Origin of the sequence: Enterobacter sp. E20 (assembly GCF_000801755.2) — a bacterium.
Taxonomy (GTDB): domain Bacteria; phylum Pseudomonadota; class Gammaproteobacteria; order Enterobacterales; family Enterobacteriaceae; genus Enterobacter; species Enterobacter asburiae_B.
This window is the reverse complement of the sequence record NZ_CP012999.1, coordinates 3,510,617-3,524,538: the sequence shown is the minus strand read 5'-3', so window position 1 is coordinate 3,524,538 and position 13,922 is coordinate 3,510,617. Positions and strand designations below refer to the sequence as shown.

At 62.2% G+C, this 13,922-nt stretch carries 14 protein-coding genes; 9 read left to right on the top strand and 5 right to left on the bottom strand.

All coding sequences use genetic code 11. The features are described from left to right. Positions 1 to 14: 14 nt before the first annotated feature. The 7 genes from NI40_RS16385 to iolB are packed head-to-tail and all read left to right on the top strand — an operon-like array spanning position 15 to position 8,375. Positions 15 to 944, top strand: a complete 930-nt coding sequence (locus NI40_RS16385; protein WP_033146190.1) for a substrate-binding domain-containing protein — start codon at positions 15 to 17, stop codon at positions 942 to 944. Positions 945 to 992: 48 nt separating this feature from the next. Then, positions 993 to 2,540: a sugar ABC transporter ATP-binding protein gene (locus tag NI40_RS16380; RefSeq protein WP_039263730.1), complete on the top strand. Its 1,548-nt coding sequence runs from the start codon at positions 993 to 995 to the stop codon at positions 2,538 to 2,540. Positions 2,541 to 2,551: 11 nt separating this feature from the next. After that, entirely contained in the window at positions 2,552 to 3,580 is a 1,029-nt protein-coding gene (locus NI40_RS16375; protein WP_028014045.1) for an ABC transporter permease, read from the top strand. An 8-nt stretch (positions 3,581 to 3,588) separates the two neighbouring features. Continuing rightward, a complete protein-coding gene (locus tag NI40_RS16370) occupies positions 3,589 to 4,722 on the top strand; it encodes a Gfo/Idh/MocA family protein (protein WP_039263729.1) in 1,134 nt (377 codons plus the stop codon). A gap of 12 nt (positions 4,723 to 4,734) precedes the next feature. Next, the gene (locus NI40_RS16365; protein WP_039263728.1) at positions 4,735 to 6,639 is read left to right on the top strand and encodes a bifunctional 5-dehydro-2-deoxygluconokinase/5-dehydro-2-deoxyphosphogluconate aldolase; all 1,905 of its coding nucleotides are present in this window, start codon (positions 4,735 to 4,737) and stop codon (positions 6,637 to 6,639) included. Positions 6,640 to 6,650: 11 nt separating this feature from the next. Next, complete coding sequence (gene iolE / locus NI40_RS16360; protein WP_039263727.1) at positions 6,651 to 7,541, top strand: myo-inosose-2 dehydratase; 891 nt, start codon at positions 6,651 to 6,653, stop codon at positions 7,539 to 7,541. Between the two features lie 9 nt (positions 7,542 to 7,550). Beyond that, on the top strand, positions 7,551 to 8,375 hold the full coding sequence (gene iolB, locus NI40_RS16355) for a 5-deoxy-glucuronate isomerase (protein WP_039263726.1): 825 nt from the start codon (positions 7,551 to 7,553) through the stop codon (positions 8,373 to 8,375). On the opposite strand, the gene NI40_RS16350 is transcribed toward iolB, so the two are convergent. Continuing rightward, positions 8,341 to 9,555, bottom strand: coding sequence for an MFS transporter (locus NI40_RS16350; RefSeq protein WP_039263725.1), 1,215 nt, complete (start codon positions 9,553 to 9,555; stop codon positions 8,341 to 8,343). The genes iolB and NI40_RS16350 overlap by 35 nt on opposite strands. Positions 9,556 to 9,670: 115 nt before the next feature. Between NI40_RS16350 and NI40_RS16345 the strand changes: the two genes are divergently transcribed. Continuing rightward, a complete protein-coding gene (locus NI40_RS16345; RefSeq protein WP_023308780.1) occupies positions 9,671 to 10,114 on the top strand; it encodes a winged helix-turn-helix transcriptional regulator in 444 nt (147 codons plus the stop codon). A gap of 10 nt (positions 10,115 to 10,124) precedes the next feature. Here the strand turns inward: NI40_RS16345 and NI40_RS16340 are convergent, their stop codons facing one another. From NI40_RS16340 to NI40_RS16330, 3 genes are read right to left on the bottom strand one after another with little or no spacing between them, the layout of a single operon-like run. Then, positions 10,125 to 10,868 (bottom strand): alpha/beta fold hydrolase, encoded by a 744-nt coding sequence (locus NI40_RS16340; RefSeq protein ID WP_039263724.1) that lies wholly within the window; start codon positions 10,866 to 10,868, stop codon positions 10,125 to 10,127. Positions 10,869 to 10,879: 11 nt separating this feature from the next. Further along, a complete protein-coding gene (locus NI40_RS16335; protein WP_039263723.1) occupies positions 10,880 to 11,347 on the bottom strand; it encodes a DUF6130 family protein in 468 nt (155 codons plus the stop codon). A gap of 50 nt (positions 11,348 to 11,397) precedes the next feature. Next, positions 11,398 to 12,627 (bottom strand): MFS transporter, encoded by a 1,230-nt coding sequence (locus tag NI40_RS16330; protein ID WP_039263722.1) that lies wholly within the window; start codon positions 12,625 to 12,627, stop codon positions 11,398 to 11,400. Between the two features lie 97 nt (positions 12,628 to 12,724). On the opposite strand from NI40_RS16330, the gene NI40_RS16325 reads away from it, so the two are divergent. Then, a complete protein-coding gene (locus NI40_RS16325; protein ID WP_039263721.1) occupies positions 12,725 to 13,615 on the top strand; it encodes a LysR family transcriptional regulator in 891 nt (296 codons plus the stop codon). Here NI40_RS16325 and NI40_RS16320 read toward each other — a convergent pair. Continuing rightward, positions 13,612 to 13,800 (bottom strand): YfgG family protein, encoded by a 189-nt coding sequence (locus NI40_RS16320; protein WP_052206777.1) that lies wholly within the window; start codon positions 13,798 to 13,800, stop codon positions 13,612 to 13,614. The genes NI40_RS16325 and NI40_RS16320 overlap by 4 nt on opposite strands. Positions 13,801 to 13,922 lie beyond the last annotated feature (122 nt).

The following is a 13,922-nucleotide window of genomic DNA, read 5'->3' as shown; positions in this document are numbered from 1 at the left end:
AGAGAGACATAATAATGAAAAAACTGATCGTAGCCGCCCTCATCGCCATGACGTCCGGGGCCGCCCTCGCCGAAAACGAGCAAATCGTTTTCAGTACGCCAAACCTGGCCATGCCGTTTGAAGTTCACATGCAGCGCACTGCGGTGAAAGCCGCAAAAGAGATGGGCGTGAAGCTTCAGGTGCTGGACGGGCAGGGCAGCTCGCCGAAGCAGGTGGCTGACCTGGAAAACGCCATCACCCGCGGGGCACAGGGCTTTATCGTCTCCCCGAACGACGTCAACGCGGTCTCCAGCGCGGTGGATGAAATTCAGGATGCGAAGCTGCCGATCGTCACTCTTGACCGCTCCGTCGACAGCCAGAAGAAAGTGCCGCACTTTGGCGCCAACAACTACAAGGGCGGCCAGGCGGTTGGCGACTTCGTTAAAACCAAATTCCCCGACGGCGCGGACATCATTCTCCTCACCGGTCAGCCGGGCTCCTCTTCCAACATTGAACGCACCAAAGGGATCCGCGACAGCCTGAAGGCGGGCGGGGATAAGTACAAGATCGTCGCCGATCAGACCGGCAACTGGATGCGTTCTGAAGGGATGCGCATCGTTGAAAGCGTGCTGCCTTCGCTGCCGAAACGTCCGCAGGTGATCCTCTCCGCCAACGACGATATGGCGCTGGGGGCGATTGAAGCGCTGCAGAGCCAGGGCGTGAAGCCGGGCGAAATCCTCGTGACCGGGTTTGATGCGGTGCCGGAAGCGCTGGCCCGCGTGCGCGACGGCTGGCTGGCGGTAACGGCGGATCAGCGTCCGGGCTTTGCGGTGCAGACGGCGATGAGCCAGCTGGTGGCCAACGTGCGCGAGAAGAAAGCCATCACCGGCGCCGACTACCCGCCGACGCTGATCACCAAAGAGAACCTGCAGCAGGCCGAGCGTATCGGTGAGGCCGGTAACTAATATGTCCCGAGCCGCCTCTGGCGGCTCATCATGAGGAGGAGCAGACTGATGTCGCAACCCTTACTGAAAGTGACCGACCTGGCAAAAAGCTTTTCCGGCGTCTGGGCGCTGAGCAGCGCTCAGCTGACCGTCGGCAGCGGCGAAATTCACGCCCTGCTGGGGGAAAACGGGGCGGGAAAATCCACGCTGCTGAAGGCGCTCGCGGGCGCGCAGCCGCAAACGCGCGGGGATATCTGGTTCAACGGCGAAACGCTGCCGGTGGACGACTCCCCGGTGGCGCGCCAGAACAAGGGCATTATCACCATCTATCAGGAATTCAACCTGCTGCCCAACATGACCGTCGCGGAAAACATGTTTCTCGGGCGCGAGCCGCGCAGGCGTAACCTGATCGTCGACGAAAGGGCGGTTAACCTGGAGGCGCAGGTCATTCTCGATTACCTCCAGCTGAACGTTGCGCCGACCACGCCTGTCGCCCGCCTGAGCGTCGCCCAGCAGCAGATGGTGGAGATCGCCCGGGCGCTGACCCTCAACGCCCGGTTAATCATTATGGACGAACCTTCCGCCGCGCTGAGCGACAGCGAGGTGGAAAGCCTGCACCGCGTGGTTCGGGAGCTTAAAAACCGCGGCGTGAGCATTATTTATGTTACCCACCGTTTGCACGAAGTTTTCCAGCTCTGCGATCGCTTCACCGTTTTCCAGGACGGCCGCTTTACCGGCACCGGCGCGGTGGCGGAGACCAACGTCGAACAGCTGATCCGCCTGATGGTCGGGCGCGACGTAGCCTTTAACCGTCGTCCCGCCAGCGAAACGCATCATGAAGACAAACCCGTCCGCCTGGCGGTGAAGGGGCTGAGCCGCGAAAAGCCGCCGCTGGATCCGCACGGCATCGCCCTGCACGACATCAGCTTCCACGTCCACGCCGGGGAAGTCTTAGGCATTGCCGGGCTGGTGGGCGCGGGACGTACCGAAGTGGCCCGCTGCCTGTTTGGCGCAGATGCGTTTACCTCCGGGAGCTTTGAGCTGGACGGCGTGCCGTACCAGCCGCGCGACCCGCTGTATGCCCTCGATCAGGGCGTGGCGCTGGTGCCGGAAGATCGCAAAAAAGAGGGGGCGGTGCTGGGGCTGTCGATTCGCGACAACCTGTCGCTCTCCTGTCTCTCCTCGCTGCTGCAGTGGCGCTGGTTCGTGAACACCCGCAAAGAGGACGATCTGATTGAGTCCTACCGCAAGGCGCTGCAGATCAAAATGGTCAACAGCGCGCAGGAGGTGCGCAAGCTCTCCGGCGGCAACCAGCAAAAGGTGATCCTCGCGCGCTGCATGGCGCTCAACCCGCGGGTGCTGATCGTCGATGAGCCGACGCGCGGCATCGACGTGGGGACCAAATCGGAAGTGCACCAGGTGTTGTTTGACATGGCGAAAAAGGGCGTGGCGGTGATTGTGATCTCCTCCGATCTGCCTGAAGTGATGGCGGTGTCTGACCGGATCATCACCCTCAGCGAAGGCCGGGTGACCGGGGAAATCCACGGTGATGACGCTAACGAAGAACGGCTGATGACGATGATGGCCATCAACCACAACGCCCTGAACGCGGCATAACGGAGTTTCTCATGACGCAGATGATTTCTAAAACGCAGGCCCCGGTCAAACGCGCCGGACGCATCGATCCCATCGCCTTCTTCGAGCGCTTCGGGGTGCTGATTTTCATGATCCTGCTGCTGATCTTCTTCCAGTCGCAGAACAGCAACTTTTTCTCTGAACGCAATATTTTCAACATCCTGACCGAAGTCTCCATCTACGGGATCATGGCCGTGGGGATGACCTTCGTCATTCTCACCGCCGGGATCGACCTCTCCGTCGGCTCCATTCTGGCGGTGTGCGCCATGACCGCGGCGTACGTGATCAAGGGCGACAACTTCACCACCGTTGACCCGAACGCGTGGGGCGGCATGAGCTGGCTGATTGGGCTGGGGATCTGTCTGGCCATGGGCACGGCGATTGGCTTCCTGCACGGTCTGGGCGTCACCCGCCTGCGCCTGCCGCCGTTCATCGTCACCCTCGGCGGGATGACCATCTGGCGCGGCCTGACGCTGGTGATTAACGACGGCGCGCCGATTGCCGGTTTTGACCCCGGCTACCGCTGGTGGGGGCGCGGGGAGCTGCTCGGCATCTCTATTCCGATCTGGATCTTCGCCATCGTCGCCGTCGGCGGCTATCTGGCGCTGCATAAAACCCGCTGGGGCCGCTTCGTGTACGCCATCGGCGGCAACCCGGAGGCGGCGCGCCTGGCGGGGGTGAACGTCAAGCGCGTGCTGGTCAGCGTCTACGTGCTGATCGGCTGTCTGGCGGGGCTGGCGGGCTTCATCCTGAGCGCGCGTCTGGGGAGCGCCGAGGCGGTCGCCGGGATCTCCTTTGAGCTGCGCGTCATCGCCTCGGTGGTGATCGGCGGCACCTCGCTGATGGGCGGCTACGGGCGCATCGGCGGGACCATTATCGGCTCCATCATTATGGGCATTCTGATTAACGGCCTGGTGCTGATGAACGTCTCGGCCTACTACCAGCAGATTATCACCGGATTAATTATCGTTCTGGCGGTGGCGTTTGATACCTATGCCAAAAGCCGTCGCGGCGCACTGTGAGGATCACGATGAAAGAGGTTCGTATTGGATTAATTGGCACCGGGTATATCGGCAAGGCGCACGCTATCGCCTATGCCCAGGCCCCGACGGTCTTCAACCTGCGCGGCAGGCTGGTGCGCGAGATGGTGGCGGAAGTCACGCGGGAGTTGGCGGCAGCGCGCGCGCAGGCGTTTGGCTTCAACCGCTCCACCGGGGACTGGCGGGCGCTGGTGGCCGACCCGGCCATTGACGTGGTGGATATTTGTTCCCCCAACCATCTGCATAAGGAGATGACGCTGGAGGCGATCCGCCACGGCAAGCACGTCTACTCGGAGAAGCCGCTGGCGCTTAACGCCCACGACGCGCGCGAGATGGTCGACGCCGCGAAGCGGGCCGGGGTGAAAACGCTGGTGGGGTTCAACTACATGAAGAACCCGACGGCGCAGCTGGCGAAGGAGATTATCGCGCGCGGCGAGATTGGCGAGGTGATCCACTTCTACGGCACCCACAACGAAGACTATATGGCCGACCCGCTCTCGCCCATTCACTGGCACTGCTTCAAAGAGACCGCCGGGCTGGGGGCGCTGGGCGACCTCGCGGCGCACATCGTCAACATGGCTCAGTACCTGGTGGGGGATATCGAGCAGGTCTGCGGCGACCTGAAGATCGTGGTCCCGGAGCGCCCGGCGAAGGCCGGATCGTCTGAGATGATTGCCGTTGAAAACGAGGATCAGGCCCACGCGATGGTGCGTTTCGCGGGCGGGGCGCAGGGCGTGATTGAAACCTCCCGCGTTGCCTGCGGACGCAAGATGGGGCTCTCGTACGTCATCACCGGAACGAAAGGCGCCATCAGCTTCACCCAGGAGCGCATGGCCGAGCTGAAGCTCTATCTGCATGACGATCCTGTGAACCGCCAGGGGTTCCGCACGCTGCTCGTCGGCCCGGCGCACCCGGACTACGCCGCGTTCTGCATGGGCGCGGGACACGGGATTGGCTTTAACGATCAAAAAACGGTGGAGGTGCGCGACCTGGTGGACGGGATTGCCGCCGACGCGCCGATGTGGCCGGACTTCGAAGAGGGCTGGAAGGTGTCGCGCGTGCTGGACGCGATTGCGCTCTCGCACCGGGAAGGCCGCTGGCTGAACGTGAACGACATTGTCTGATGAGGTATCAACGTGGAAAAGCAGTTTGATGTGATATGCATGGGCCGCGTGGCGGTAGACCTCTACAGTCAGCAGATTGGTGCCCGTCTGGAGGACGCGTCGAGCTTCGCCAAATACCTCGGCGGGTCGTCGGGTAACGTGGCGTACGGCACCGCGCGCCAGGGTTTACGCTCGTCGATGCTGGCGCGCGTCGGCGATGAACATATGGGCCGCTTCCTGCGGGAAGAGCTCAACCAGGTGGGCTGCGATACCAGCCATCTGATTACCGATAAACAACGACTTACGGCGCTGGTGCTCCTCGGCATTAAAGACCGGGACACCTTTCCTCTGATTTTTTATCGCGATAACTGCGCGGATATGGCGATTACCGCCAGCGATGTGGACGAAAGCTACATTGCCTCCGCACGTTGTCTTGCCATCACCGGGACTCACCTTTCTCATCCGCAGACCCGCGAGGCGGTGCTGACGGCGCTGGGCTATGCCCGCCGTCACGGCGTGCGCACGGTGCTGGACATCGACTATCGTCCGGTGCTGTGGGGGCTAACCTCCTTAGGCGACGGCGAAACGCGTTTTATCGCCGCCGAGAAGGTCACCCGCGAGCTGCAGGAGGTGCTGCACCTCTTCAACGTCATTGTCGGCACCGAAGAGGAGTTTCACATTGCGGGCGGCAGCACGGATACCCTACAGGCGCTGGGACAGGTGCGTGCCGTCAGTGACGCAGCGCTGGTCTGCAAGCGCGGCGCGCTCGGCTGCTCGGTCTATACCGACGCCATTCCGCCCCGGCTGGACGAAGGCCTGACGGTGACCGGCGTGCGCGTGGAGGTGCTGAACGTCCTCGGGGCGGGGGACGCGTTTATGTCCGGCCTGCTGCGCGGCTACCTGAACGACGAAGGCTGGGAGCAGGCGTGCCGCTACGCCAACGCCTGCGGCGCGCTGGTGGTTTCGCGCCACGGCTGCGCCCCGGCGATGCCGAGCAAAATCGAGCTGGATGACTATCTTTCCCGCGCCGCGAACGTGCCGCGCCCGGATCTCGACCCGCGTCTTAACCATCTCCACCGGATGACCACTCGCCGCCGCGAATGGCCGGAGCTGTGCGTGATGGCCTTCGACCACCGCAGCCAGCTTGAGGATATGGCGATGCAGTGCGGCGCGTCGCTTAAGCGCATTCCGGCGCTGAAGCAGCTGATCCTGCAGGCCAGCCGCGAGGCGGCGAGCCGCGCCGGGCTGGAGGGCAAAGCCGGCCTTCTGTGCGACGGCACCTTTGGTCAGGACGCGCTGAACGCGATCACCGGGGAAGGGTGGTGGATTGGTCGTCCCATCGAGCTGCCGGGTTCCCGGCCGCTGGAGATGGAGCACGGCAACATCGGCACCCAGCTTATCAGCTGGCCGCAGGAGCACGTGGTGAAGTGCCTGGTCTTTTTCCACCCGGAAGATGCCCACGGCCTGCGCCTGGAGCAGGAGCAGAAAATCGCCGAGGTGTACCACGCCTGCTGCCGTTCCGGGCACGAGCTGCTGCTTGAGGTGATCCTGCCTGCGACCATGCCGCGCAGCGACGAGCTCTACCTGCGCGCCATCTCCCGCTTCTACAACCTCGGCATTTACCCGGACTGGTGGAAGCTGCCGCCGCTCTCCGCCGACGGCTGGACGGCGCTGAGCGAGATTATCGAACGCCGGGACCCGCACTGCCGCGGGGTGGTGATCCTCGGCCTGGACGCTCCGGCGGAACAGCTGCGCGCCGACTTCAAAGCCGCAGCGGGGCAGACGGTAGTGAAAGGCTTCGCCGTGGGGCGCACGCTGTTTGGCGATGCCTCCCGCGCGTGGCTGAAGCACGATATTGACGATGCGCAGCTGGTGGCGCGCATCCGGGACAACTACCTGCAGCTTATCGCCTGGTGGCGCGAGCGCGGACACGCATAATGGAGACGACAATGAGTGTGCAATTAGGCATTAACCCGCTGACGTGGACGAACGACGATCTGCCTTCTCTCGGCGCGGAAACCTCGCTGGAAACCTGTCTGAGCGAAGGGAAAGAGGCCGGTTTTGCCGGCTTCGAACTGGGCAATAAATTCCCGCGCGAAGCGCGCCTGCTTGGCCCCATCCTGCAGCGTCACGACCTGCAGCTGGTCTCCGGCTGGTACTCCGGCCGCCTGCTGGAGCGCAGCGTGGAGGAGGAGATCGCCGCCGTGCAGCCGCACCTGACGCTGCTGCGCGAGCTGGGGGCGAAGGTGCTGGTGTTTGCGGAAGTGAGCGGCTGCATTCACGGCGAGCAGCAGACCCCGGTGCATCTGCGCCCGCGCTTCCCGCAGGAGCGCTGGAAGGAGTACGGCGAGAAGCTCACCGAATTTGCCCGCTATACGCAGCAGCAGGGCGTGCAGATTGCCTACCATCACCATATGGGCACGGTGATTGAGTCTTCCGAAGACGTGGACAACCTGATGACTCACACCGGGGAGGCGGTCGGACTGCTGCTGGATACCGGCCATCTCACCTTTGCCGGGGCCGATCCGCTGGCGGTGGCGCAGCGCTGGGCGTCGCGCATCAATCACGTTCACTGCAAAGACGTGCGCGCCGACGTGCTGGCGGACGTCAAAAACCGCAAAACCAGCTTCCTCGATGCGGTGCTGAGCGGCGTGTTTACCGTGCCGGGCGACGGCTGCGTCGATTACCCACCGATTATGCGGCTGCTGAAGGCGCAGGATTATCACGGCTGGCTGGTGGTCGAGGCCGAGCAGGATCCGGCGATTGCCCATCCGCTGACCTACGCCCGTCTGGGGTATAACAACCTGAGCCGCCTGGCGCGCGACGCCGGACTGATTTGAGGAGGGAACATGTCACGTCTGTTATCACGCTGGCAACAGCCGAACGCGGAGGGGCGCACCCAGTGTGTTACACCGGAAGGCGCAGGGTGGGGCTACGTCGGCTTTGAGGCGTATGAGCTGCAGGAGGGGCAGACGCTGACGCTGCCCGCCGTCAGCGAAGAGCGCTGCCTGGTGCTGGTCGCCGGGCGGGCCTCCATCAGCACGCCTTCCGCGCAGTTTAACGATATCGGCGAGCGGATGAGCCCCTTCGAGCGCATTAAGCCGTGGGCGGTGTACGTCGCCCCGCAGGAATCGGTGCAGGTGAAGGCGCTGACGACGCTGGAGCTGGCGGTCTGCGCCGCGCCGGGCAAAGGCACGTATCCGACGCGGCTGATTGCGCCGCAGGATATCGACGGTGAAGCGCGCGGCAAAGGTCATAACCAGCGCTACGTGCATAACATTTTGCCGGAAGACAGGCCCGCCGACAGCCTGCTGGTGGTGGAGGTGTGGACCAGTGAAGGCTGCACCAGTTCGTACCCGAGCCACAAGCACGACACGGATAACCCGCCGCAGGAGACCTATCTGGAGGAGACCTACTACCATCGCCTCAACCCGGAGCAGGGGTTCTGCATGCAGCGCGTCTACACCGATGACAGAACGCTGGATGAGTGTATGGCGGTCTATAACCGTGACGTGGTGATGGTGCCGAAGGGCTACCACCCGGTCGCGACGATGGCCGGGTATGACAGCTACTACCTCAACGTGATGGCCGGCCCGGTGCGCAAATGGATGTTCACCTGGGAAGAGGACCACGCGTGGATTAATCGGGATTATCCCGCGGACAGCGGTGGCTAGCGCGGGTTAGCCACCAGAACACCAGCGCCAGCAGGCTGACCGAGGCGCCAAGCAGGCAGACGCCCGGCCAGCCGGCACAGGCATACGTCATCGTTGTGCCGAGCGCGCCGAGCCCGCTGCCGACGGCATAAAACAGCATGTAAAGCCCGACCAGCCGGCTGTGCGCCTCGGGACGGGTGCGGAAAATCATGCTCTGATTAGTGACGTGCAGCGCCTGACCGCCCAAGTCGAGCAGTATGATGCCGATAAGCAAGATCCCGAGTGAACGGTCCATCAGCGACAAGGGCCACCAGGCTAACAGTAAGATACTCAGCGCCGCGGCGCTGGTGCGTTGGGCATATCCCCGATCGGCCCAGCGTCCTGCCCGGCCAGCAGCCAGCGCGCCCACCGCGCCAGCCAGTCCAAACGCGCCAATCGCTGTATGCGAAAAGTTAAACGGCGGTGCGCTCAGCGGCAGCACCAGCGCGCTCCAGAAAATATTGAACGACGCAAACATCAGCAGCGCCAGCACGCCGCGTATCTGCAGCACTTTTTCCTGCCGCAGCAGCGTGAGCATTGAACCAATCAGGCGCGGATAGCTCATCGTGGCAGTGACGGCTGGCAGGGCGGGGAGTCGCCACCACAGAGGTAACGCAATCATGAGCATCAGCGCGGCAGCGCAAAGATAAACCCCGCGCCAGCCCGCGATATCGCTGATGCCACCGGCAAAGACGCGAGCGAGCAGCAAACCTGTGAACACGCCGCCCTGTGCCGCACCGACAACGCGTCCTTGTTCATGGGGCGACGCGGCGCTGGCGGCGTAGGCGATCAGCCCCTGCGTCATGGCCGTGCCCAACATACCGGTCGCAAGCATACCGATCAGCAGCGCTGAAGAGGACTGTGCCATGCTGACGGAAACCAGCGCCACCACCAGAGCAATCAGCTGTACTGCCATGAGTCGTCGACGATCCACTTTGTCACCCAGAGGAACGACGAGCAAAAGAGCCAGCGCGCAGCCAATTTGTGTCGCGGTCACCACGCCCCCCACGGCCGCATGGCTGATGCCGAAATCGTTCGCCAGCGCGTCAAGCAAAGGCTGGGCGTAATAGACGTTTGCCACGCTTAGGCCGCTGGCGGTGGCGAACAGCCAGACCATGCTGCGCGGCATGTCGGCTGAAGGAAGGGCTGACGTCAGTGACATATTCAAAATCCTCGCCTGTGATAACCTGGTTTCAAAAAGAAACTGGTTGAATGCTAGGCTATGCAGTTTTAAAATGCAACCAGTTATGGGGTGGCCTTTGCGAGGAAAACAGGTGATGTCCCGAAATACGGTAAAAGAGGAATATTGTCCCGTTGCCCGCAGCGTTGACCTGCTCGGGGATCGCTGGTCGCTTCTTATTGTGCGTAATGCGTTTGACGGCATGACGCGCTTCGGGGATTTTCAGCGCAGCCTTGGGGTGGCGCGCAACATCCTTTCTGACCGGCTTCGCAAGCTGGTTGAGGCGGAAATCCTGACGTTACAGGGAGCATCGGACGGCACGGCTTATCAGGAATATGTTCTGACCGACAAAGGCGAACGTCTTTTCCCAGTGATCGTGGCGCTGCGTCAGTGGGGAGAGCAAAATCTGTTTGCGCAGGGCGAGCGTCACTCGCTGCTGGTCGACAGGCGGACGGGCAGGCCGGTTCCCTTTATGGCGCCAGCAGCGCATGACGGCACTGCGCTGCTGCCGGTGGATACGGAAGTGCAGAAGATCGAATGAGTCACTCCGGTTAATTACCGCTTATCGCCTGCTCAATCGTCCGGGCGACGATCTGCGGCTGGCTCACCATCGACACGTGGCTTGCCGCCACCTCGGCGGTTTTCGCATGGATCGTCTTCGCCATCGCCCGTTCAAGATCGGGGTTGATCATTCGGTCATTCTTGCTGACCACATACCAGCTCGGTTTATCATGCCACGCCGCGTGGGCGACCTTTTCACCAAACGCCTCGGCCTTAATTGGCCCCTGCGTGGCTGCAATGGTGTTTTGAATGTCTGGCTTCACGTCAGGCGCGAAGTCCTTTCTGACGGCTTCTGTCGGCAGGTATAAATAGCCGTCCGCCGTTTTAGCAATGCCCGCGCTGCCCGGCGGGGCAGGATAGCTTCCTGCCAGATCCGCCGTCGACTGGCCGGAATCCGGCGCGAACGCCGCCACGTACACCAGCGATTTTACCCGCGCATCGTTGCCCGCCTCGCTAATCACGGTACCTCCCCAGGAGTGGCCCACCAGCACCACCTCACCCTCGGCGCGGGCGATGGCCCGCCGCGTGGCCGCAACGTCATCCTTAAGCGACGTGAGCGGGAGCTGGACGGCAATGACCTCGGCGTGCTGCTTCTGCAACAGGGTAATCACCTTATTCCAGCTGCTGCCGTCGGCAAACGCGCCGTGCACCAGCACGACGCTGGTTTTACTCTGCGCAAAGGCGCTGGCGGAAACCGCCAGCAGGCCTGCCGTCACTACAGACAGTGCTTTCATCTTCAGACTCCTTAAAAGTGGTGGACCGTCGCGTGTGGCGGGACGGTGAATTCAACGGTTTTGTGGTCGAGCGGCTTGTGCGTCGGGTCGGCCAGAATAATCGTCACCTTGTGTTTACCGGCGGGTAGCCCCACGAGGATCACCGGCTCTCCGCTGGCGTCAGCCCAGTGCCACGGCGCGTCATCCACCACCACGTGAATGTGACCGATGCGCGGGGTGACCTTGAGCGCCTCGGGGCCGAATACCGGCTCGATGCGCAGGTTTTCGGCACGGTACTGGATAAACACCGCGCCTTTGCTCAGCGGCCCGGCAAGCGGGGGATCGACTATCAGCTTTGCGGGCGGCTGCGGCTGCGCCAGCGGCGCAACGGCGGCGGGGCCGTTAACGTCCTCTGCGCTCAGGTTGTCCAGCGGCGTGGTCCGGGCATGGGCTACAGAAGCCAGGACTAGCAGGGGGAAAAGTGCATAGCGACGAATCATGGGTTCTCTCCTTATCGGTTGTGAATGACGACAGGGAAAGAAAACCATTTTTATGTATCGGAGATATTTGCCGGAGGCGGCGTTTTGTACCCGTTTGTCAGCGTGGCGCTCTGGATACAGTGCGATACAGTTTGCCTGCCTGGACGACGCACAATCGCTATCGCCAGCCCGGCAATCACCAGCGTCAATCCCGTTGATACCCACATTGCACCTGCGATCCCCAGCGTTTTATTCAGCCACGCATAGGCAAACGGTGAGGCTGCCGCCATCAGCTGGCCGGGGATAAGCAGCATGCCGGTGCGGCGGGCATAGCTTTCGGGGCTAAACAGCTCCAGCGGCAGGGTGGCTTTTACGATGGTGACCAGCCCGTTGATGGCGCCGTAGCCCAGCACAAACCCGGCCGCACACCACGCAAACAGGGCGCTGCTCATCCCCAGAAGAAAGCAGAGCGGCATGGCGAGCGCGGTAAAAAGCGTCAGTTTGAAGGGGGTTAAGCGGGCACCCGCCAGCACTTCCAGCGAGCGGGCGCCCGTCTGGCCGACTCCCCACAGCATGCTGATGGCGACCGGCAGGCCGAAGTGGGCAATAAACTCCGGCAGATGGGTGGAGGTGCCGTTAGAGACAAGGGTGATGAGGGCAATGAAGGCGGCATAAAGCCAGGCGTTACGCCGCTCGTTGTTCAGCGGCGGCGCGGTGACCTTTGTCGTCACCGTCAGCCGCTGCCGGGGAAGCGTTCGAATCAGCATCGCGCTCAGCAGGCCGAAGAGCGCGTAGACGCGCAGCGCCTCCTGCCAGCTCATGACCTGAAGCAGAGCATCGCCCAGCGGCCAGAAAACGGCGGAGGCCAGCCCGCCCGCCAGCGTGACGCGTGAGATTGTTCTTCGCGCCTGCTGCCCGTAGAGGTTCACCAGCGCGGCGAACAGCGCGTCGTACAGCGACAGGCGCATCCCTACGCCGCCGATCAGCCAGGCGCAGTACCAGCCAAAAAGCGTCTGGGTATAGGCCATCCCTGCGCAGCTTGCGGCGATCAGCAACGTGCCGCTCATCACCACCTTCTGACCGCCAAAGCGTGCCAGCAGGCGGGCGACAAACGGGGAAACCGCCGCCATCACCAGCATCGCCAGCGTCAGGCCGAGGTAAATCTGCGGTGATGACCATCCCCGGTCGGCTGAAATCGCCAGCGCAAAGGTGCCGGGCATATAAAACGAGATCCCCCAGTTGATAAGCTGATTACATCCCGCCGCGAGGGCGAGGCGGCGTGGCAGGGCGGGTGTTTCCATTGTTTTTCATTCCGTTATGCAGTTGTCCTGAGCATAACTCGCGCGCTATTGTGCTGGCAGGGCAGCAACCTTATGCGCGGTATAAGAGAAACTTTGAATGACAACGCTTAATCTGGGCTATCTCGCCACCTTCCGTCTGGTGATCCAGCGCGGCAGCTTTTCAGCGGCAGCGGATGCGCTGGGTATTTCCCAGCCTGCCGTCAGCCTGCAAATACGTCAGCTGGAGCAGTTTCTGCAAACGCGGCTGGTGGAGCGTACCGGGCGGGGGATTAAGGCTACGGCTGCCGGGCAGGCGTTGCTGGCGCACGGGGAGCGTATTCAGCAGGCGGTGGATGACGCCATCCGGTCCGTGAGCGCATTCAGCCACGATGTGAGCGGCACCATTACGCTTGGCACGGGGGCAACGGCCTGCATCCATCTTCTGCCGCCGCTGCTGGAGAAGCTGCGCCAGGACTATCCGCTTCTGAGCGTGGGGGTGACGACGGGCAACACCCTCGACATCGTCAGGGCCATCGAAGAGAACCGGCTCGATATGGGGCTGGTGACGCTGCCGGTGAGCGGCAGAGCGCTGGACGTCATGCCGGTAATGGACGAAGAGTTTGTTTTTATCGCGTCGCGGGAGCAGCAGGATGCTTTCAGGGATTTTACCCCGGAGGCGCTGCACGCTCAGCCGCTGATTGCCTTTGAATCAGGCAGCGGTACCCGGGCGCTGATCGATGGCTGGTTTGCGGCTAATGGACTAGCGATCGCACCGGTGATGCAGCTTGGCAGCATCGAAGCGATCAAACGCATGGTTCGCGCGGGGCTGGGCTACAGTATTGTGCCGCGAATGGCGGTCCAACAGGATGCCGATCGCGAAGGGCTATGCGTGATGTCGCTTACGCCCATGCTGCAGCGGCAGCTGGCGGTGGTAATGCGGCAGGATAAAATCCTCAGCAAAGGGATCGCGGCCATTATTCGGCTCGTGCAACATCCTACGGCTGTTTAGCGGTCAGCGGTGTCGACGGTCAGGCTGGATTGCTGCGACTGGATTTTGTCCTGATGGTGGTACCAGGCGCCAATTGAAGAGTAAACGAAGCGGCCAAAGAAAAACAGGAAGCTGATGAGCAGTATGATGCGGGTCATTCGGGTATTAAATTGATGTCGTTTGCGCATACGCGTGACCTGACTCACTCTGTTTTTCCTGGATAAGCCCTTTTGGGCGACGAGGATATTAAGGCACAGCGGGAAGGCGGGGTCAATTCTGCTGTGTGTAAATAACCGTCAATGTTTACATTGATTAATGTTATTGAAAT